The sequence below is a fragment of the Flavihumibacter sp. CACIAM 22H1 genome, from assembly GCF_001601815.1.
Classification (GTDB): Bacteria; Bacteroidota; Bacteroidia; order Chitinophagales; family Chitinophagaceae; genus Flavihumibacter.
In genome coordinates this window covers 29,044-49,389 of sequence record NZ_LUKG01000003.1, presented here as the reverse complement: position 1 = coordinate 49,389, position 20,346 = coordinate 29,044, and the positions used below count along the sequence as shown (strand labels likewise).

16 protein-coding genes are annotated in these 20,346 nt (G+C 46.8%); 10 read left to right on the top strand and 6 right to left on the bottom strand.

The window, feature by feature from the left end:
* The first annotated feature begins 66 nt into the window (after window positions 1–66).
* The 4 genes from A1D16_RS01505 (at window position 67) to A1D16_RS01490 (ending at window position 5,015) form a co-directional block, all read left to right on the top strand.
* On the top strand, window positions 67–1,947 hold the full coding sequence (locus A1D16_RS01505; protein ID WP_290707060.1) for a family 20 glycosylhydrolase: 1,881 nt from the start codon (window positions 67–69) through the stop codon (window positions 1,945–1,947).
* On the top strand, window positions 1,947–3,464 hold the full coding sequence (locus A1D16_RS01500; protein ID WP_290707058.1) for an arylsulfatase: 1,518 nt from the start codon (window positions 1,947–1,949) through the stop codon (window positions 3,462–3,464). The genes A1D16_RS01505 and A1D16_RS01500 overlap by 1 nt, the downstream gene beginning before the upstream one ends.
* Window positions 3,465–3,537: 73 nt before the next feature.
* On the top strand, window positions 3,538–3,882 hold the full coding sequence (locus tag A1D16_RS01495) for an MmcQ/YjbR family DNA-binding protein (RefSeq protein WP_290707056.1): 345 nt from the start codon (window positions 3,538–3,540) through the stop codon (window positions 3,880–3,882).
* A 71-nt stretch (window positions 3,883–3,953) separates the two neighbouring features.
* Window positions 3,954–5,015 (top strand): methylated-DNA--[protein]-cysteine S-methyltransferase, encoded by a 1,062-nt coding sequence (locus A1D16_RS01490; protein WP_290707054.1) that lies wholly within the window; start codon window positions 3,954–3,956, stop codon window positions 5,013–5,015.
* Window positions 5,016–5,039: 24 nt separating this feature from the next.
* Here A1D16_RS01490 and A1D16_RS01485 read toward each other — a convergent pair whose 3' ends face one another.
* The 4 genes from A1D16_RS01485 to A1D16_RS01470 form a co-directional block, all read right to left on the bottom strand.
* Window positions 5,040–5,951, bottom strand: coding sequence for a YegS/Rv2252/BmrU family lipid kinase (locus A1D16_RS01485; RefSeq protein WP_290707052.1), 912 nt, complete (start codon window positions 5,949–5,951; stop codon window positions 5,040–5,042).
* Window positions 5,952–5,984: 33 nt separating this feature from the next.
* Entirely contained in the window at window positions 5,985–6,941 is a 957-nt protein-coding gene (locus tag A1D16_RS01480; RefSeq protein WP_290707050.1) for a glycoside hydrolase family 43 protein, read from the bottom strand.
* The gene (locus A1D16_RS01475) at window positions 6,916–8,220 is read right to left on the bottom strand and encodes a Gfo/Idh/MocA family oxidoreductase (RefSeq protein ID WP_290707048.1); all 1,305 of its coding nucleotides are present in this window, start codon (window positions 8,218–8,220) and stop codon (window positions 6,916–6,918) included. The genes A1D16_RS01480 and A1D16_RS01475 overlap by 26 nt, the downstream gene beginning before the upstream one ends.
* A 77-nt stretch (window positions 8,221–8,297) precedes the next feature.
* Window positions 8,298–9,341 carry a beta-ketoacyl-ACP synthase III gene (locus tag A1D16_RS01470; protein ID WP_290707045.1) on the bottom strand — a complete coding sequence of 348 codons (1,044 nt, stop codon included), beginning with the start codon at window positions 9,339–9,341 and terminating at the stop codon, window positions 8,298–8,300.
* Between A1D16_RS01470 and A1D16_RS21660 the strand changes: the two genes are divergently transcribed.
* Both A1D16_RS21660 and A1D16_RS01465 read left to right on the top strand, forming a co-directional pair.
* Window positions 9,262–9,867, top strand: a complete 606-nt coding sequence (locus A1D16_RS21660) for a DUF2752 domain-containing protein (RefSeq protein WP_366206316.1) — start codon at window positions 9,262–9,264, stop codon at window positions 9,865–9,867. The two genes, A1D16_RS01470 and A1D16_RS21660, sit on opposite strands and share 80 nt — an antisense overlap.
* The gene (locus A1D16_RS01465; protein ID WP_290707043.1) at window positions 9,752–10,099 is read left to right on the top strand and encodes a TM2 domain-containing protein; all 348 of its coding nucleotides are present in this window, start codon (window positions 9,752–9,754) and stop codon (window positions 10,097–10,099) included. The genes A1D16_RS21660 and A1D16_RS01465 overlap by 116 nt, the downstream gene beginning before the upstream one ends.
* Here A1D16_RS01465 and A1D16_RS01460 read toward each other — a convergent pair.
* The gene (locus A1D16_RS01460) at window positions 10,076–11,068 is read right to left on the bottom strand and encodes an alpha/beta fold hydrolase (protein ID WP_290707041.1); all 993 of its coding nucleotides are present in this window, start codon (window positions 11,066–11,068) and stop codon (window positions 10,076–10,078) included. The two genes, A1D16_RS01465 and A1D16_RS01460, sit on opposite strands and share 24 nt — an antisense overlap.
* A gap of 59 nt (window positions 11,069–11,127) precedes the next feature.
* Window positions 11,128–12,435, bottom strand: coding sequence for a Gfo/Idh/MocA family oxidoreductase (locus A1D16_RS01455; protein WP_290707039.1), 1,308 nt, complete (start codon window positions 12,433–12,435; stop codon window positions 11,128–11,130).
* A 251-nt stretch (window positions 12,436–12,686) separates the two neighbouring features.
* Between A1D16_RS01455 and typA the strand changes: the two genes are divergently transcribed.
* The 4 genes from typA to A1D16_RS01435 all read left to right on the top strand — a co-directional run.
* Window positions 12,687–14,498 (top strand): translational GTPase TypA, encoded by a 1,812-nt coding sequence (typA, locus tag A1D16_RS01450; RefSeq protein ID WP_290707037.1) that lies wholly within the window; start codon window positions 12,687–12,689, stop codon window positions 14,496–14,498.
* Window positions 14,499–14,595: 97 nt separating this feature from the next.
* On the top strand, window positions 14,596–17,829 hold the full coding sequence (locus A1D16_RS01445; protein ID WP_290707035.1) for a DUF1553 domain-containing protein: 3,234 nt from the start codon (window positions 14,596–14,598) through the stop codon (window positions 17,827–17,829).
* A gap of 3 nt (window positions 17,830–17,832) precedes the next feature.
* On the top strand, window positions 17,833–19,344 hold the full coding sequence (locus A1D16_RS01440; protein ID WP_290707032.1) for a DUF1501 domain-containing protein: 1,512 nt from the start codon (window positions 17,833–17,835) through the stop codon (window positions 19,342–19,344).
* 1 nt (window position 19,345) lies between these two features.
* Window positions 19,346–20,346 (top strand): c-type cytochrome domain-containing protein (locus A1D16_RS01435; protein WP_290707029.1); only part of this gene is annotated, 1,001 nt, incomplete at its 3' end.

Genomic DNA, 20,346 nt, shown 5'->3' with positions numbered 1-20,346 from the left:
ATCGTTTCCGTCGGCTCTTATCCAGGAGAATCGCTACTTTCAACCCAATAAATAAGCTGTTAAGTTATGAAATCTGCATTCCAGGTGTTTTTGGTATTGGTGCAATTAGCAGTTGCACAAATTGCGTTTGCCCAACCTGCTATTCTTCCAAAACCAGGTAAAATTACGGTACCCGTTTCCGCAGGGGCTTCGCCGGATGGTTTTGTTATTACCCCTCAAACAGCAGTAGTTGCTGCTGACCGGAGCCTTCAGTCCGAGGCGGATTTTCTGAACAGTTATTTGCAAAAACAGTATAGCCTGCAAAGACCCCGGCTTAAAAAAGGAAAACAGGGGAATACTATTTTACTTTCTCTTGGAAATGCAAGTACGGTATCAGGCGCTTATACGTTGGAAGCCGGTGCCAGGGAAATTAAAATTTCCGGTACAGATGCAGCAGGTGTATTTTACGGAATTCAGACCCTTATTCAGCTATTGCCGACCGATAGCAGCAGTACGCTTAAAGTAGCGCCGATTTTTGTGCAGGATGAGCCCCGTTTCCAGTACCGCGGTATGATGCTGGATGTGAGCCGCCATTTCTTTCCTGCAGAGTTTGTAAAAAAATATATTGACCTGCTGGCTTTTCATAAAATGAATCGCCTTCACTGGCACCTGACCGATGACCAGGGATGGAGAATAGAAATCAAAAAATATCCACAGTTAACAGCAGTAGGTGGTTGGAGAAACGGTACAATTATCGGGAATTATCCGGGCAGCGGTAATACCAATCAACGCTATGGTGGCTTTTATACGCAGGCGGAAGTAAAAGATATTATTGAATACGCGGCAAAACGTCATATCACCATTGTTCCTGAAATAGAAATGCCGGGGCATGCTTCCGCAGCAATTGCAGCATTCCCTTCTCTGAGTTGTTTTCCGGAGGAAGCAAGTTTTATTAATAAATACCCTTCTGATCTGAGTAAATCTAAAGGAGGAAAACAGGTTCAGGAAACCTGGGGCGTTCATAACGATGTGTATTGTGCCGGCAATGAAGCTGTTTTTGGGATGATGGAAGATGTATTGACAGAGGTAATTAACCTTTTTCCCTCTTCGTATATACATATAGGTGGAGATGAGTGTCCAAAGGAAAACTGGAAAAAATGCCCGCGCTGTCAGCAGCGGATAAAAGACCTGAAATTGAAGGATGAGCATGAATTACAGTCTTATTTTGTTCAGCGCATTGAAAAGTTCATCAATTCAAAAGGAAGGGTGCTGATTGGTTGGGACGAAATCCTTGAAGGTGGGCTGGCACCCAATGCAGCGGTTATGAGCTGGCGTGGAGAAGCCGGGGGAATTGAAGCAGCCAAACAGCGGCATGATGTTATCATGACACCCAACAGTTATGTTTATTTTGATCACTTCCAGGGGAAACCTGCTTTGGAGCCAATGGCAATCGGGGGTTATCTGACCCTACAGAAAGTATATTCCTATGAACCCATTCCGGCAGTTTTAACTGCCGAGGAAGCAAAGCATATAAAAGGAGTGCAGGCAAATGTATGGACGGAGTATATAGCCAGTACAGACAAAGTGGAGTATATGAGCTTGCCACGGATGGCAGCGATTGCAGAAGTAGCCTGGACAACCGGGCCGAAGGACTGGAACGATTTCTCTCGCCGGATAGATGTACAACAGGATCGTTATTTGTTCTGGAACTACACAGCCGCTCAAAGTGCATATAATGTAAAACAATCGGTGCAGATAGATTCCGATGCGGGCAGAGCAACTGTAAGTTTTACAACTGATAGCTTTGAGCCCGAAATTCATTATACACTAGATGGTTCAGAACCGGGTGTTCAGTCAACGCTCTACAAAAAGCCGTTTGATGTAAGACGCTCTGTTACGGTAAAAGCAGCCTGTTTCAAAAATGGCAAACAGGTTGGAAAAACCACCCTGCAACAAATTGTACTATAATGAATCGATCCTGCCTTGTTTGGATAGTATGCCTGGTAGGCTGGCTGCAGGTATTGCCGGTGTATGGCCAGCAAAAGCCTGGTCGGCCTAATGTCCTGATCATCTATACTGATGACCTGGGTTATGGCGATCTCAGTTGTTATGGTGCTACCAAGTTGCATACGCCGAATATAGACAGGCTTGCAAAAAGAGGCTTGCGTTTTACAAATGCGTATACCACTTCGGCTACCTGTACCCCATCGCGCTATGCACTGATGACGGGGCAGTACCCATGGCGGAAAACCGGCACAGGCGTACTTCCGGGTGATGCCGCTTTGATCGTTCCTACAGATCGTATCAGTTTAGCTACTGTATTTAAAAAGGCGGGGTACAGAACTGGCATAGTAGGGAAATGGCATCTTGGCTTAGGAACAGCTGTGGCCAAGGATTGGAACGGAGATATTCGACCGGGGCCGAATGAAACAGGCTTCGATTATTCCTTTATTTTTCCCGCTACTGCAGATCGGGTACCAACCGTGTTTGTGGAAAACCATCGGGTTGTAGCACTGGATCCTTCCGACCCGATTGAAGTCAGTTATAAAGAAAAGATCGGGAACGAGCCTACCGGTAAAGAGCACCCGGAATTATTGAAAATGAAAGCGTCGCTCAATCATGGGCATGATCAGACAATTGTAAATGGTATAGGAAGAATCGGATATATGAAAGGCGGGTCAACCGCGCGGTGGACAGATGAGGAAATGCCTTTAAGTTTTTTGCTGAAAGCCAAAGAGTTTCTGCAAGCAACATCGAAACAACCTTTTTTTCTATTTTATTCACTGACAGAACCGCATGTGCCAAGAATGCCTTCCACCCTTTTTAAGGGTAAAAGCGGGCTGGGTTTCCGGGGCGATGCAATTTTACAAATAGACTGGGCGGTTGGGCAACTATTAGATGCGTTGGAAAAAGCTGGTTTAGCAGATAATACGATGATCCTCTTTTCAAGCGATAATGGACCTGTGCTGGACGATGGGTATGAAGACGGCGCTGTAACTCAGTTAAACGGCCACCGCCCTGGGGGTGGTTTAAGAGGCGGCAAGTACAGTATTTTTGAAGCAGGTACAAGGGTTCCATTTATTGTCTATTATCCTAACCGGGTAAAATCAGGAACCAGTACAGCATTGCTGAGCCAGGTTGACTTGCTGGCTTCTTTTGCCGGGGGATTGAATGTAAACATCCCGGTCGGAGAAGCAAAGGATTCTGAAAACCAGTGGGAGGTATTATTGGGAAAATCAGCCAAGGGAAGGACAGCACTTATTACACAGGGAGCAAGTTTTGCTGTGATTAAAGAAAACTGGAAATATATTGCTCCTTCCAACGGACCGGCAATATTTCAGTTAACAAATATTGAATCGGGTCATTCGGCACTGCCTCAATTATATAATCTGACCGATGATCCGGGTGAACAGAAAAACCTGGCAGAAGCAAATCCCGAAAAACTGAAAGAGCTGGAACTTTTATTGCAGCAAATCAGGCAGTAGCTACCCTGTTGCCGGTGAAAGGAATAATCGGTACTCTTTTTGTAAATTTATCTGGTACCGTAAATCAATAAAATTGGTTTCTCCCGAGAAATTCAGAATGGCAGCCCTGCAATTTGAAGAAGTGGACCTATCTCCACACTTTGAAAAGGAATCCTTTCGGGTAAAAAAGAAGATTTTCGCTACCCTGAACCCGGTTAAAAAACTTGCTACGGTTAAATTGAACCAAATCGATCAGTCTGTTTTTTGTGCTATTGATTCCGCCGTATTATTTCCTGTTCCGGGAGCCTGGGGAAAGCAGGGTTGGACCCATATTAATCTTAAAACGGTAAAAAATGCATTGCTGCTGGATATACTAACGTCAGCTTATTGTACGGTAGCTCCCCCAAAACTTGCGCTAAAATACCGTTCGTCCGAATAAAAAATACCTGTTCATTTTTCGGTGGTTCATTTGCGCGGTCTCATATTCTTTTGTATGCTTAAATTTAAGATATGGAAGCAGCAATTTCTGCAGATCGGATGTATCAGGCATTGGTAGAGAAAGATCCTGGTTTTGAAGGTGTTTTTATTGCCGGCGTAAAAACCACCGGCATTTTTTGCCGTCCAACCTGTACCGCACGTAAACCAAAACCGGAGAATGTTGAGTTTTTTTCGGGTGTGCGAGACGCCATTGCTTCCGGGTACCGTCCCTGTAAAGTATGCCGCCCGCTGGAGAAACCGGATGCTACCCCCGAGCCCATACGGGCATTGATTAGAGAAATGGAATTGACCCCCTCCATACGCATAAAAGATCAGGATCTTCGGTTGAAGGGATTTGAACCGGCTACGCTACGCAGGTGGTTTCTTAAACACCATGGCATCAGCTTTCATGCATTTCAACGAATGCTGCGTTTAAATACGGCGTTTAAAAAAATCCAAACAGGCGAAGCTGTTACAGGCGTTGCATTTGAGGCCGGGTATGAATCAAACAGCGGATTTGTAGACGGGTTCAGATCAGTATTTGGCGTTTCGCCGTCCAAAACTAAAACAACGGGTATGATAGATTGTAAACGCCTTGAAACGCCGCTTGGCACTATGCTGGCCTGCGCAACCTCCAAAGGAATTTGTTTATTAGAATTCTCCGACCGGCGCATGCTGGAAACAGAATTAGTGTATTTATCAAAGCGATTGAATGCAAGTATTGTTCAGGGACCGAATCCATTTTTTGATCGCCTGGAACAAGAACTGGAAGAGTATTTTGAGGGGAAAAGAACCGACTTTGATATACCGCTCGATTTAATAGGAAGTGAATTCCAGATTGGTGTGTGGGAACAATTACTGCGTATACCTTATGGCAAAACAAGATCTTACAAAGAGCAGGCCGAAGCGTTGGGTAAGCCGCTTGCCATACGAGCGGTAGCTAATGCAAATGGCCTGAACAAAATCTCCATATTAATACCCTGTCATAGGGTAATTGGCTCAGATGGGAGCCTTACCGGATATGGTGGCGGGCTATGGCGGAAAGAAAAATTGCTACAGCTGGAGGGGGCGCCCATTCGTTTATCCCTTTTTTGAAAAAGCGGATAAACGGGCGTTCTATTAAATGGGTTGAATCAACTGAAAACTACGTGGCAGTATTTTGATTGTTACCGTATCCTGGCTTTCTTTAGGTTCTCCGTCAATATGCAGGGGCGCAAGGTCTTTATTACGGATCTGTATTCGGGCGGTTTGAAAATATTGAATGGTACTACGTGGCTCTTCCTGTGCGCCGGTGAGTTCACCTCCGGTTACTTGCTGAATTAACGCAAATGGAAGAATAGCTTTATTCATTTTAGGTACTACCACCACGTCCAATAGCCCATCATTTAAACTGGCTTTTGGTGCAATGGTAAATTGATTACCAAATTGATTGCTATTAGCCACACTTATGAAATATGCGTCGGTCTGGATAACGTGTTCTTCCACCACTATTTCAAAATGATAGGGTGTGGCAGTAAAATAGTTTTTGATGGTTTGTTGAGTATAGGTTAGCAGGCCTCTTCCTGGCTGCTGTGCAAAATCATGAGCTACTTTGGCATCAAATCCAAGTCCACATAACATACAGGCAAATTGTTCATTCACCATAAAAGCATCTATATAGCGGGCTTTCCCGGTAAAAGCAAGCTCCACCGCCTTTTGTGTGTTTTTGGGAATACCAGCTGATAGCGCCAGGCCGTTTCCCGATCCGAAGGGTACAATTCCAAAATGAACGGCAAGATCTCTTAGATCACTTACTACGGTATTTACGGTTCCATCTCCTCCGCATATAATAATGTCGGTAAAACCCTCTTCCAATACCCGCTGCCTAACAAAGGAATAATCTCCGCTGGCAACGGTAGGAAGAACGATGGCAGAAGAATCAAAACCTGCTGCTGTATGGCTGACGAGCTGATCTAAATCCGCCTTTGATTTTGTTCCGGAAATTGGATTGACCAGAAATATCAGTTTTTTCTGTGAGGGATCCACTATCATGTAATGTCCGTTGGTGAAGACAAAACTACAGCATCAGGGCTGTTTGATTCGCTTAAATTCTTCTGCTGAAATTTTAATTACGGTACCATGCCGGGCTCCTGCGGGAAATTTGAGCTGCTGGCTCAGGTTTTCCCAGGTTTTGAGGTCTGCTGATCGCTGGCAGGCATAGCGGTGAGTGCTGTATTGATCATAATAGAGCCACCAATAACCCAGGTGATGAATCATAGTTGGGCCTTCTGCCCAGGTTTTACCAGAAATTGGGGCGGAAGGAGCGGAATAAGGACCAGTGAGCGTTTGACTGACTGCTGTCCTGATATTTTTCTGCGCTTCCGGCTTAAGGGTTTCATCTTTCAGTAACATGATGTATTGCTGGCCTGCTTTATAAATACTGGCATCAATTACATTAAAACCCTTGTCGTATAAGAGAGCAGTTGGGGTAAAGGTTTTAAAATCACGGGTCAATGTATAATAGATACGATGGTTGTAGTTATCATCTCCATATCCATCTGTTGCTTTAAATCTACCTGGAATGGTAGACGACCAGTAAAGCATAAACTGCCTGCTATCAGTATCATAAAACAGTTCGGGTGCCCAGGTGTTTAAGGCGGTGGGCTCCTTTTGCATAACCGGGAGAAATTCCTGGGCTGACCAGTTAATCAGGTCTTTAGAGCTGGCATAGCCGATGCCCTTATCATTCCAGCTAACGGTCCAGACCAAATGAAACTCCCCGTTTGGCCCACGGGCAATACAGGGGTCGCGCATCAATTTATCATTTGCTACAGCCGGGGTTAGAAAAGACTGGTCGTTTCTAAGTGCTGTCCAGCTAAGCCCATCTTTGCTATAGGCAAAATGAAGCCCATCTTCTCCATTTCCTTTGAAATAGGAAAAAAGTAGGACACTATCTGTTGCCTGTGCAAGAAGAAATTGAGCCGGCAGTAGCAGTAGTACTACTGCCGGCCAATAACTAAACCTTGGGAACTTTATAACCATTGTTATAATTGGCTTTCAACAAATCATTGCCTGCTTTATTGAGGAGTTGATTTTTTTTATGGTCCCACTGTAGTAATTCTTTTGTGCGGAAGGCAATATTTCCAAGCTGGCATACCTGTGCGGTGAGGGAGGCTTCTTGGATTGGCGTATGCAGTTTGGATGGATCTTTTGTTTTGATTGCGTCCAAAAAATTTGCCATATGGCGTTCAAGTGAATTGCCCTGATCTTTTTGCAGCCCAATCGGCTCCATTTTTCCATTTTCTGCCTGAACAAACCAGCCTTCCCGATTCAATACCAGGGTTCCGTTATTGCCGATAAAAGCTGTACCATGGGTTAATCCATAAGGCCCCAGATCGATACCGGTGGCATGTTCCCACACGATGTTGAATTTATCGTACTCAAATACCGCAGCCAGGGTATCGGGTGTTTCGGAGGCATCATCCGGGTATGCCATTTTGCCACCGGAGGCCATAACCTGGTTCGGAAATTGCGCTTTCATGCCTAATAATGCATAGTCCATCATATGAACACCCCAGTCGGTCATGAGTCCGCCTGCATAGTCCCAGAACCAACGGAAATTAAAATGAAATCGGTTGGCATTGAAAGGGCGTTTGGTGGCCGGCCCCAGCCACCTGGTATAATCTACTCCATTGGGCACTGCGCTATCCGGTCTGATAGGAACGGGTTTCATCCAGCCCATATAAGCCCAGGATTTTACCGTTCGGATATTGCCCAGCTTGCCACTGTGTACAAAATTGATGGCGTCCTGGAAATGCGGGGCACTTCTTTGCCATTGCCCAACCTGTACAATAGAGCCATGCCGTTTTTGGGCGGCTTCCATTACCCTGCATTCTTCTACAGAGTTGCCACAGGGTTTTTCAACATACACGTGTTTGCCGGCGGCACAGGCGTCTACCATTTGTATACAATGCCAGTGATCGGGTGTGCCGATTATAACAATATCAATATCCTTATTCGCCAGTAATTCACGGTGATCCTTATACGTTTTTACAGGCATTTTGAGTGCAGCCAGTTCCCCGGCTCGTTTAGTCAGCACATTTTCATCCACATCACAGAGTGCAATACAGCGCACATCGGGTTGCTTTAAAATTGCCTGAAGATTACTCCAGCCCATTCCATTACAACCGATCACCCCCACGTTAATCAGGTCGGCTGCACCGATCCGGCGGGTTATGGAACTGGCAAATGCGGGCATTGCGGTTAGGCCCACTGCGAGGGCCGCAGATTGAGAAAGAAATTCTCGACGTTGGTTAGGCATATCAATCGATGGTTTGGTTTTACGGATAGGGAATATACAAACTAAATCGATTCAGTGTATCTCGATCCAACAGGCAATTACCATTTCAGCAGTGCGCTGGCCCAGGTGAAACCGCTTCCAAAAGCAGCCAAACAAACGAGGTCGCCCTTTTTGATTTTTCCTTTTTCCCAGGCTTCGCAAAGCGCTATTGGAACAGAAGCTGCCGTTGTATTTCCGTACTGCTGGATATTATTATAAACCTGCTGATCACTGAGTTTGAGTTGTTGCTGAACAAATTGGGCAATACGTAGATTGGCCTGGTGGGGAATTAGCAGGTTGATATCCCCGGGTTGATACCCATTGGCCCGGAGTGCTTCCTGAATTACCTCGGGAAATTTTACCACTGCTTTTTTAAAAACAGCCGGACCATCCATAAAAGGAAAATTCTGTGCGTTGTCGATCATTTCATGGCTCATAAACTGGTCTCCCAGGGGAGCCTCTTTAAAAGCTGCATAGTTACCCCAGTGGTTGGCATGTGTACCGGGGTTATACATAGCCAGGATTTCAGCGCTTTCGCCATCGCTGTGCAGATGGGTACTTAAAATGCCCTGGTTGGGGTCTTGGGTTGGCTGCAGTACCACCGCCCCGGCTCCATCACCGAAAATAACCGCCACATTGCGGCCGCGGGTACTAAAATCGAGTCCGAAGGAATGTTTTTCACTTCCAATGACCAGTATGTTTTTATACATCCCCGTTTTGATGAATTGGTCAGCTACCGACAATGCGTAAACGAATCCACTGCACTGGTTGCGGATATCGAGCGCTCCGATTTCTTTGAGCTTTAATGCGCGTTGTACCAATACGCCGCAACCGGGAAAATAGTAATCGGGCGATAAGGTGGCAAATACAATAAAATCGATTTCCTGTGCGGTAATACCCGCCCGTTCGATGGCAATTTTTGCAGCTTCCACTCCCATGGTGGTGGTGGTTTCGCCGGTTCGGTCGGCATATCGGCGTTGCTTGATTCCTGTTCTTTCCTGGATCCATTCATCACTGGTATCCATGTATTGTGTAAGGTCCTGGTTGGTTACTATATTTTTTGGAACATACATTCCTATTCCGGCAATCTTTGATCGAAGCATGGCAAACATTTGTCTGGCAAATATAAGCACTCCGCTCACCGGTCCGATGCCATCCAACCGGTGCAACCCGAGCGGTGAAAAAATCGTCGTAGATTTAGAAATGACACTGGACTGGATAAGAAGGAATTTTGAAGCAATTACCTGGATTGGTGCATTGCTCTGGATTGGATGGGGGGTGGACTATGGCGAAACAGCCCCTGGCTTTTGTGCGTTTCGTTTAGCCGGCATTGAAAAAATAACCGGGGTAGATGCCTGCCCGGGTTGCGGACTTGGCAGAAGCATGGCAGCTGCATTACATGGCAACTGGAGGGTTTCCTGGCATCACCATTGGATCGGAATTCCTGCCCTGTTCATTATTCTCGGCAGAATTGTAACTTTATTAATAACCCAACATAAAAACCAACTAAGACATGGATACTTACCTGATGTCCCTGCCCGATCTTCAGCCCGAAGAAGCCGCGGGCATCAAAGACCTAACCAGCAAGATGACCGAATCTCAAAAGAATCAATTCCTGATGATCTATAGCGGTAAACGTAAAAAACCCGGAGAAATCCTGCTCTTAACCTGCCTGGGTTTTGTGGTAGTAGCCGGCATACAACGTTTTGTGGTAGGTCAGGTAGGTATGGGTATTCTGTATTTATTCACCGGTGGACTTTGTTTAATCGGAACAATCATTGATCTGGTGAATCATAAAAAACTGGCTACAGAGTATAATCTCCAACAGATGTATGAATCATCCCGGATGGTTGGACTTTAAAAAAAGCAACCAATCAATAATTTCTTTTTCAACGGCAGGAGCATCCTTGGATTTGAAGGGAGAACCGATAACGTGATCGCCGGTGGTTGGCATAGCGCGCTCTTTCTTCCAGTTTGCAGGTGTTCCTACCTGTTGGAACATCTGGCGCATGGCGGCAACTTTTACCACCGGGTCCTGTTCCTCTTCGTTTTTATAATAGTACAGCAGCAGCAGTGGCTGTTTTACCCGCGCAAAGGTTTCGGGCGTCATTGTTGTTTCCAGTAGTTCTTCCAGGGCAACGGTTGCTTCAAGCCGATACGGGGTATTCCAGTATTGTTTGTACAAAGGACGGGTATCGGAAGAGGTCCTGTAGTCGCTTCCCAGAACCAGGTGGGCAATCTGTAAACCCCAGGGATTATTCAGCAACCAGGCATTCGGATCGTTGATGGCAATATTCGGCGATAACAGTACCAGCGCATACACATCCTCCGGAAATGCAGCAGCCAATTGCAGTGCATTGGTACCCCCGGTGGAGGTTCCCATTAATATTACCTTTTTACCCAATTGTTTGCCAATTGCAAGCGCTTCCTTGGCAGATTCCCAGTAATTTTCCGGGGTCAGGTTCACCAGCGCTTCCGAGGTATCAATACCATGTTCGGCCAGCCTTGCCAGGTAAAGATTGGCGCCCAGTGCCTTGGCTGCATTTATATGAGTGGGTGCCCCTTCAAATTGAGAGGCACTGAAACCATGCAGGTATACCAGGGCAAATTCGGTAGGCTGGTGAAGCGAATCCTTCCAAACGATTCTTGCTTCGTTATCGGGCTTCAGCTTTAGAGCATGTTCCTTATTCCGGACATAGTTTTCCAGTTCAGCGGAAGCAGGCACTACGGGCATTACGGGAGAATATACTGGCCTGGGGGGATTTGGCCCCGCCAGGTAAATACCCGCCAGCAAAACAGGAATTCCGATGAACCACTTATTAATACGCATGAAAAAGCTTTGTCAGCAAAATAGCAAAACAAAAGCAGGATCACCCGGAATTTTTAGTTCTAACATTCCACGGGAACCACGATGTTTTCGGCCCGGCTTTTTTCTGCGGCAAAGCCCATGAGGTGACTTTCGATCGAAGCTTCCAGGGTGGAGGTTAGCATGGTAGGGTCGTTGGCATGAACCGCCATTACAAAATCAGCCATCAATCGGAAATCTCCTCCGCCATGCAAATCCGTGGTTTCCGCCCATTGCTCTTTTTTCCCATTCTGGAAACTGGTAATGATCATTTCAGTCATATCGCCCTGGATATCTCCATGGCTTCCCATAATCCTGGTGCGGCGCCCTTCATAAGAAGTGAATGCCTGCAGGGAGAAGCTGGCAGTTACACCCCCTTCAAACAGAAGGTTGGCAACGTAGTGGTCGGGTTGGTCATTATCCATACGGTACACACAACGCCCGTAATCGGATGTTTTTAATTGCTGCAGAATATAATCACCATGGGCTTCTTTGTCTTCGGGCAAATCAAAAACATAGGTTCGCTCTCTCTGCTGGTGGTAAATTTTAATAGCTGAATAAGGACATTCGGCTTCCACTTTGCAGCCATCTGTACAGCGGGCTGTGCTGCCCTCCGGAGCGTTTTCTTGCCGGAACCATCGCAATCCGCCAAAAGCATGCACCGATTTACAGGGTTGACCCACCAACCACCGCATTATATCCAGGTCATGACTGGCTTTTGCAAGTACAATGGGGGTAGTGGTAGCACTGTTTTTCCAGTTTCCGCGTACATAGGAATGGGCCATATGAACATGTTCAATCGGCTCCATATGCTGTATGCTGATCAGTTCCCCGATCGCCCCGCTGCGGATCAAACTGCGGAGTTTACGGAAGTAAGGAGCATAACGCAGTACATGGCATACCGCAACAATTTTCCCGGAGTTGCGAGATGCCTGCAAAATTTGCCGGCATTCTTCCTCAGAAGGGGCGATGGGCTTTTCCAGCAATACATGATAACCTGCCTTCAGCGCAGCCAGGCAGGGACCTACGTGTAAGCGGTCGGGCGAAGAAATAATTACGGCATCGGCAAACCGGGGCCGCTTAAACACGTCCTCCCATTGCTGGAAACAGTTCTCGGGTTGAATATTATGTGTGGTTGCATACCGTTGGTTCCGGATAAGATTGGGTTCTGCAACACCGATTATATCAAACTGTTGGGCATATTGCGAGGCAAATTGCCCGTATACATAACCTCGTCTTCCTGCACCAATTACGATAGCGGTTACTGGTTTTTCGATGCTTTCAAATCGTTCGGGCAGTAATATATGGGTGGTTTTATCGTCATAAGGAAATTCTTTGAAATGCGCGGTCATAGCCTATCTGTTTTTCGTTCTAAAAATGAACGGAAAGGTACGAAGGATGGGGGGAGGGGGAGATGAGAATATGGTTAAAATGAAGGGGGGAAGCAGGTTCGGGACCAACGTAGAAAATAGTAGGAAAATGCTGATAGTTAGGGTCTTATGATATATAACATAATGTTTATAGGAATTTCTCTTGCAAGGCGATCAAATAGCTGTACCTTTGCGCGCTCTTAGGCGATTTGCCTCGGGGTTGAATCAGTGTTATGAATATTAGGAATATAGCAATTATTGCACACGTTGACCATGGTAAGACTACCCTGGTTGACCGGATTCTCCACACTACTAAAGTGTTTCGGGAGAACCAGGAAACCGGCGAACTGATCATGGATAGCAATGATCTGGAACGTGAAAGAGGTATCACCATCTTCAGTAAGAATGCTGCGGTTACTTATAAAGATGTGAAAATCAATGTAATTGATACACCCGGGCACGCCGATTTCGGTGGTGAGGTAGAACGTGTGTTAAAGATGGCCGACGGGGTTATTTTGCTGGTAGATGCCTTTGAAGGGCCAATGCCGCAAACCCGCTTCGTACTGCAAAAAGCACTTCAGCTAAACCTGAAGCCGATTGTGGTCATCAATAAAGTGGACAAACCGAACTGCCGCCCGGATGAAGTGCATGATGCGGTATTCGAATTGTTCTTTAACCTGGATGCCACAGAAGAGCAGCTGGATTTCCCCACTTTTTACGGGTCGGGTAAAAATGGCTGGTTTAATAATACCAATACGCCTTGTGAAGATATTACGCCATTAATGGATGGTATCCTGCAATATGTGCCGCAACCCAAAGTAGATGAGGGGCCGTTGCAGATGCAGATTACTTCACTGGATTATTCCTCGTTCCTGGGACGTATTGCCATTGGTAAAGTGCAGCGGGGCAGCATCAAGGAAAACCAGCCGATTGCTTTAATGCAGGCGGATGGCAGCTTCAAAAAGCAACGGGTACGGGAACTATATGTATTTGAAGGAATGGGCAAACGGAAGGTAACAGAAGTGTTGGCAGGTGACCTTTGCGCCGTGGTAGGATTGGAAGATTTTAATATTGGAGACACCATTTCTGACCAGGAAGTAATGGAAGCATTACCGGTGATCAGTGTGGATGAACCAACTATGAATATGTTGTTCAGCATTAACAACTCACCCTTCTTTGGAAAAGACGGAAAGTTTGTAACCTCCCGCCACCTGCGTGATCGGTTGATGAAGGAAACGGAGAAAAACCTGGCGCTTCGTGTATATGATACAGATAGTGGGGATAGTTTTCAGGTATATGGCCGTGGTATCCTGCACCTGGGTGTATTGATTGAAACCATGCGCCGCGAAGGGTATGAATTAACCGTTGGGCAACCACAGGTTATTCTTAAGACGATCGATGGCAAACGTTGTGAGCCTTATGAGGTGTTGGTGGTGGATGTTCCGCAGGAATTTGCGTCCAAAGTAATTGACCTGGTTACCCGTCGGAAAGGAGAAATGCATGTAATGGAAACCAAGGGCGATATGCAGCACCTGGAATTTGAAATCCCTTCCCGCGGATTGATAGGCTTACGTACACAAATGCTTACAGCTACTACCGGGGAAGCTGTTATGGCGCACCGTTTCCTTGAATATAAGCAATGGAAAGGACCCATTCCCGGGCGTAATAACGGGGTATTGATCTCAAAAAACACGGAAAAAACAACGGGTTATTCGATTGATAAATTACAGGATCGCGGAACCTTTTTTGTGGATCCGGGTGAAGATGTATACGCTGGGCAGATTGTTGCAGAGAACATTAAACCAGGCGACCTGGTAGTTAATGTAACAGAAGGAAAAAAGCTGACCAACCATCGCGCCAGTGGAAGTGATGATGCAACCCGTATTGCTCCAAAAACACAGTTAAGCCTGGAAGAGTGTATGGAATATATCCAGCACGATGAATGTATTGAGGTAACGCCGAATTTCATCCGGATGCGGAAAATACATCTCGATGAAAACGAACGTACCCGCCTGGCGAAGTCGATGAAGGTGGAAGAGGTCTAGTTTAGGTGTCAGACAGGTGATAGGACGTTGTTTTTACTATGTTAGAACAAAGTAGGAATGCTGTCCTTTCACCTGTCTGACGTATATTACGGAACCCATGTTCCGCAATAGAATCATTTTAACCGTTTGCCTGCTACTAGGAGCAGCTCAGCTTTTTTTTAGCTGTCAACCCGACCTGCCGGATGTTATCGCCAAAGCCTACGATCAATTACCGGAGCAAATCGATTACAACCTCCATGTAAAACCCATACTTTCTGATAAATGCTTTGCCTGCCACGGACCCGATAAAGCTAAACAGGAAGCCGGCTTACGACTCGATCTGGCAGCAACCGCTTTTGCCAGCCTGCCGGAATCACCCGGAAAACAAGCCATCGATCCAGGTAATCTCCAGCAGAGTGAATTGTTTCACCGCATCCTGTCCGATGACCCGGACTTGCAGATGCCCACCCCGCAATCCAACCTGCGGCTCTCCCCCGAAGAAAAAGCCATACTCATTAAATGGATTCAGCAAGGCGCCCAATACAAACCGCACTGGGCTTTTGTAGCACCCCAAAAACCCAGGCTACCTACCACTAAAAACAAAGATTGGGTAAAAACACCCATAGATGCTTTCATCCTGCATACCCTCGAAGAAAAAAAACTGCAACCTTCACCCGCTGCTACTAAAGAACTCCTGCTAAGAAGACTGAGCCTGGACCTGACCGGTCTTCCACCCACCACTGCGGAAACAGATGCATTTCTGCAGGATAAGTCAGCACAAGCCTATGAAAAACAGGTAGATCGCCTGTTGCAATCGCCCCATTTTGGCGAAAAAATGGCCGTAGACTGGCTCGACCTGGCCCGCTTTGCCGACTCCCACGGATATACTGTTGATGGGCTCAGAGATATGTCGCCCTACCGCGATTGGGTGATCCGGGCCTTCAATCAAAACATGCCGCATAACCAATTTATTGAATGGCAACTGGCCGGAGATTTACTCCCGAATCCATCCAGGGATATGAAAATTGCAACCGCCTTTAACCGGCTGCACCCGCAAAACCTGGAAGGCGGTATAATAGAAGAAGAATTTCAAACAGAATATGTAGTTGACCGGGTAAATACCACCGGTACCGCTTTCCTTGGATTAACCATCAGCTGCGCCCGCTGCCATGACCATAAATACGATCCGATATCACAGAAAAATTTCTACGAGTTCTACAGCTTTTTTAATAATGTACAAGAAGCCGGACAAATATCCTTTGACCTGGCCATGCCATCTCCCAGCATCCTATTAACAACGGATGAGCAACAACGGGTGCTAGATATTATTAAAGACAGTATCCATCGGCAAGCACAAAAAATAGAACAGGTAAAAAAAGCCTCGCTTACTGAAGCCGAAAAATGGATAAACGAAAACCGCTTTCATGCCTTAAGCCAATCGTCTGTACCGGTGAGCGGGTTACAGGCCTTTCTGAATTTTGACCAGGGCAATCTTCAATCCACCTACCGTGCCTTTAAAGCCACCATGCGCCGCGATCTGAGTTATGCACCCGGCGATCCCCCGAAATTCAGCCAGGCCCCAACCGGTAAAGCATTGCTGTTAAATGGCGATGAGTGGCTCGATCTCACCCCTGTCGGGTCTTTTCGGCGCGCCGATCCATTTACCATCAGTATCCGGTGTAAAATTCCGGCAGATTTTAAAGAAGGTGTTATTTTTCATAAAGCCATTGCCGAACGCCTGTTTAATTACCGAGGATACCATCTATATTTTAAAGAGGACCGGTTTGAAATGGGCCTGTCCTATGCAGCACCTTCCAATGCCATCACGAAAAAATCAAAACAGCCAATTCCCCGGGAAGAATGGATCCAACTTACCATGACCTATGACGGATCTGCCCGGGCGGAGGGCATGCAGCTTTACCTGAATGGCCGACCTATGGAGATGGACATTACCATGGATCAGCTGAATAAAGACATTGTACCACCCTGGAACCCCCGCCTTGGTCTGCAGGTGGGTGCATGGGATAGGGGACTTGGCTTCAAAAATGGCCAGGTAGACGATTTATTGGTATATAACAGGGTCTTAACTGCTGTTGAGCTGAAACTCTTATCGGGCGATCCGCTCTGTAAAAAAACGCTGCAAAAACCAGCGTCGGAACTAAGCAGTGCGGAAAAAAATGAACTGATACAGTATTTCCTGGAAACCCAGGTTACCAGCATTCATAAAGAAGAATCGACCCTTCAGGAAATCCGGCAACGCTTAGCGGATAGTTTAACCAGCATCCCGGAACTTATGGTTATGCAGGAAGCGCCCAGCCCTAAAAAATCCTACCTGTTGGAGCGAGGCCAGTACGATGCCAAAAAAGAAGAAGTTTTTCCGAATACACCTTCGGCGATTTTCCCGTTTCCAGCCGGCTTGCCCAAAAACCGGTTGGGACTGGCGAAATGGATAACCGATCCAAAACATCCGCTTACGGCGAGGGTTGCGGTAAACCGATACTGGCAACAAATTTTCGGAAAAGGGCTTGTAAGCACTTCAGAGGATTTTGGCAGCCAGGGGAGTTTACCCACTCATCCCGAATTGCTTGATTGGCTGGCTGTTGAATTCATAGAATCGGGCTGGGATCTAAAAAAACTTATTAAAGGCATGGTATTATCTGCTGCCTATCAACAGCAATCTCTACCAGACGCTGTAGCAATGGAAAAAGATCCGGAAAACAGGTGGTACAGCCATGCATTTGCTACTCGTTTAACGGCAGAAATGTTGCGGGATAATGCCCTTGCTGCCAGTGGCCTGCTACAGGATCAGATAGGCGGAAAAAGCATCAAACCCTATCAGCCACCCGGATTATGGGAAATCAATAACACCAGTTACCAGCCCGATACAGGATTGGCCGTTTACCGCAGGAGTTTGTATATGCTGATAAAACGATCGGTGCCGCACCCAACATTGGCCACTTTTGATGCAGGAGATCGTAGCAGCTGTGTAGTAAGACGTCAGTCTACCAACACCCCCCTGCAGGCACTGGTTACACTAAATGACCCGATTTATGTCGAAGCCTGCAAGGTAATGGGCGAGCAAATGTGCCGGGTAAACAATCCGGGAAGCGCCATTGACATGATCTTCCGACGGCTTACCGGACGCTTACCGGATGCAAAAGAAAAAACCATGCTGCTGGAAGCACGCACCCGGCAATTAGCGCTGTTTGAAAAAAATATCGGCAAAGCAAAGGGCTGGCTATCAGCCGGACAATATAAAATTGATCCGCAACTGAAGCAGTCGGAGTTAGCTGCCAATGCAGTCATTGCTAGTTTGATCCTTAACTCAGATGCCACAATAACCAAACGATAAACGATGTGTGTTCCGGAAAATAATAAGGGATGGTCGGCCGAATGGCAGCAGCTTCAAAGCAAGCTGAACCGGCGCCGTTTTCTGACAAGAACCGCCATGGGCCTGGGTTCCATTGCCCTTGGCACCCTTCTGGGAAAATCTTTATTAGGGAATTCCGCTGCAGCATTGGGCACTGAAACAGCTGCAGCCGACCTGGAGCAGGAAATTCTTCGGGCAATTCCCCACCTGGTTCCCCGCGCCAAACGGGTCATTTATCTGTTTATGAGCGGAGGTCCCTCGCAGTTTGAAACCTTTGATTATAAACCAAAGCTGGTGGATATGTTTGGGCAGCCATTACCCGATTCCGTTCGCCAGGGGCAGCGCTTAACCGGAATGAGTGCCAGCCAGGCAATTTTACCAGTTGTTCCTTCCATTTATAAATTCAAACAATACGGCCAATCGAATACCTGGGTAAGTGATTTACTACCGCATACGGCGCAGGTTATTGATGATTTATGCATCATTAAAACGGTACATTCGGAAGCCATCAACCACGATCCGGCCATCACTTTTTTTCAAACAGGTAATCAGTTACCCGGGCGGCCATCCATCGGTTCCTGGATCAGTTATGGTTTAGGTACTGATAATGCCAACCTGCCTTCTTTTATAGTGCTGGTTTCTAAAAATGCCGTCAAGGATCAACCGCTGTATGCCCGTCTCTGGGGGAATGGATTTCTGAAAAGTGAACACCAGGGGGTACAGTTCCGCGCCGGAAAGGACCCGGTTTTGTACCTCGATAATCCGGAGGGATACGATGGAGCAGATCGGCAGGAAATGTTAGAATCGCTGAAAGAGTTAAACGAGTACCAACAGGAACTAAATAGAGATCCGGAAGCAGAAGCCCGGCTGGCCCAATATGAAATGGCGTATCGAATGCAAACCTCTGTACCGGAGGTTATGAGTTTGAAGAATGAACCCGATGAAGTATTTGACCTCTACGGACCAGACAGCCGAGACCCCGGCACCTACGCGGCCAATTGCATCCTTGCCAGGAAACTGATTGAAAAGGATGTAAAATTTGTACAGTTGTATCACCAGGGCTGGGATCATCATGGCGGCCTGCCCACTGGTATTGCCAAACAATGCCGGGATACGGATCAGGCAACCGCAGCCTTATTGAAAGACCTGAAAAGACGTGGATTATTGGAAGATACACTGGTAATCTGGGGAGGTGAATTTGGCCGAACTGTTTATTCACAGGGCAAATTATTCCCGGATAACTACGGGCGAGATCATCATCCGCGCTGTTTTACCATGTGGATGGCAGGTGCCGGCGTACGACCGGGGATCAGCTATGGCGAAACGGACGATTTCAGCTATAACATTGTAAAGGATCCTGTTCATGTGCACGATTTCCAGGCTACGCTCTTGCATATATTGGGGATCGATCATGAACGATTTACCTACAAATACCAGGGTAGAAGATTTCGGCTTACAGATGTACATGGCCATGTTATAAAAGAATTGTTGAGTTAGTATGATTCTATTGGATATAAGCAGCTTCCTGGGTCGTCTTCACCCTGTTTTGGTGCACCTGCCCATTGGCTTTTTGGTGGTGCTGGTTGCATTCGATTTATTCTCCTTTGCGCCAGGTTTCCGGAAACTGCGGGTGGCGCTACCATTACTGGCAATCTTTAGTTGTATTGCTACATTGCTGGCAGCCGTTTTCGGTTATATCTTATCGTTAGAAGGAGATTATCCGCTACATATTTTAGCCAAACACCGGAACGGTGGATTATGGTTGCTTTTTATTACCAGTGCCCTGGCGTTGGTATTGAATTCACCGCTGCAAAACCGATGGGTTATTCCGCCTGTTTTTCGGTCTGCGGGCCTGTTCCTGGTGCTGCTTTTAACGGTGTATGTAGGTCATCAGGGAGGAAATCTTACCCATGGAGAGGATTATATCAGTTGGGAAGTATTACAGGAGAAAGCAAGACCGCGCCCCGACAGTTTAGAGGCAGTACTGGTTTATGAGGATCTTATTCAACCGCTGCTGATCAGGCGATGTGCGCAATGCCATCGGGATAGCAAACGGAAAGGACAGTTATCGGTAGCAACCATTGCCGATTTGATAAAGGGTGGAAAAAGCGGGTCGGCAATAGTGCCCGGTAAAGCCGGTGAAAGCGAATTAATGCATCGGGTTTTATTGGATCCGACAGATAAAAAGTTCATGCCTGCGGATGGGAAAACACCGCTTACAAAAGAGGAGACGGAATTATTGGGCTGGTGGATCGAACAGGGAAAAGCGGCGGAGGGAATTCGGGTAGGATCACTGCCCGATACCGCGAAAGTCAGACAACTTGCTGCTCTTATGCTTGGGTTGGGTAAACAGCCGGCCAATGGGCTTCTGCCGGTATCAGGAAGGGCAAGCTATCCGGATGTACCGTTGGCGGTGGATACTGTGGCAATCCGGCAACTAAGGGAAAAAGGATTTTATGTGCGGATACTTTTACATGATCCGGTATTATTGGATATAAC

Coding starts and splice junctions, on each gene's coding strand:
- A1D16_RS01505 (WP_290707060.1), top strand. CDS start 67: ATGAAATCTGCATTCCAGGTGTTTTTGGTATTGGTGCAATTAGCAGTT.
- A1D16_RS01500 (WP_290707058.1), top strand. CDS start 1,947: ATGAATCGATCCTGCCTTGTTTGGATAGTATGCCTGGTAGGCTGGCTG.
- A1D16_RS01490 (WP_290707054.1), top strand. CDS start 3,954: ATGGAAGCAGCAATTTCTGCAGATCGGATGTATCAGGCATTGGTAGAG.
- A1D16_RS01485 (WP_290707052.1), bottom strand. CDS start 5,951: ATGATAGTGGATCCCTCACAGAAAAAACTGATATTTCTGGTCAATCCA.
- A1D16_RS01480 (WP_290707050.1), bottom strand. CDS start 6,941: ATGGTTATAAAGTTCCCAAGGTTTAGTTATTGGCCGGCAGTAGTACTA.
- A1D16_RS01475 (WP_290707048.1), bottom strand. CDS start 8,220: ATGCCTAACCAACGTCGAGAATTTCTTTCTCAATCTGCGGCCCTCGCA.
- A1D16_RS21660 (WP_366206316.1), top strand. CDS start 9,262: ATGTATTGTGTAAGGTCCTGGTTGGTTACTATATTTTTTGGAACATAC.
- A1D16_RS01470 (WP_290707045.1), bottom strand. CDS start 9,341: ATGCTTCGATCAAAGATTGCCGGAATAGGAATGTATGTTCCAAAAAAT.
- A1D16_RS01465 (WP_290707043.1), top strand. CDS start 9,752: ATGGATACTTACCTGATGTCCCTGCCCGATCTTCAGCCCGAAGAAGCC.
- A1D16_RS01460 (WP_290707041.1), bottom strand. CDS start 11,068: ATGCGTATTAATAAGTGGTTCATCGGAATTCCTGTTTTGCTGGCGGGT.
- A1D16_RS01455 (WP_290707039.1), bottom strand. CDS start 12,435: ATGACCGCGCATTTCAAAGAATTTCCTTATGACGATAAAACCACCCAT.
- typA (WP_290707037.1), top strand. CDS start 12,687: ATGAATATTAGGAATATAGCAATTATTGCACACGTTGACCATGGTAAG.
- A1D16_RS01445 (WP_290707035.1), top strand. CDS start 14,596: ATGTTCCGCAATAGAATCATTTTAACCGTTTGCCTGCTACTAGGAGCA.
- A1D16_RS01440 (WP_290707032.1), top strand. CDS start 17,833: ATGTGTGTTCCGGAAAATAATAAGGGATGGTCGGCCGAATGGCAGCAG.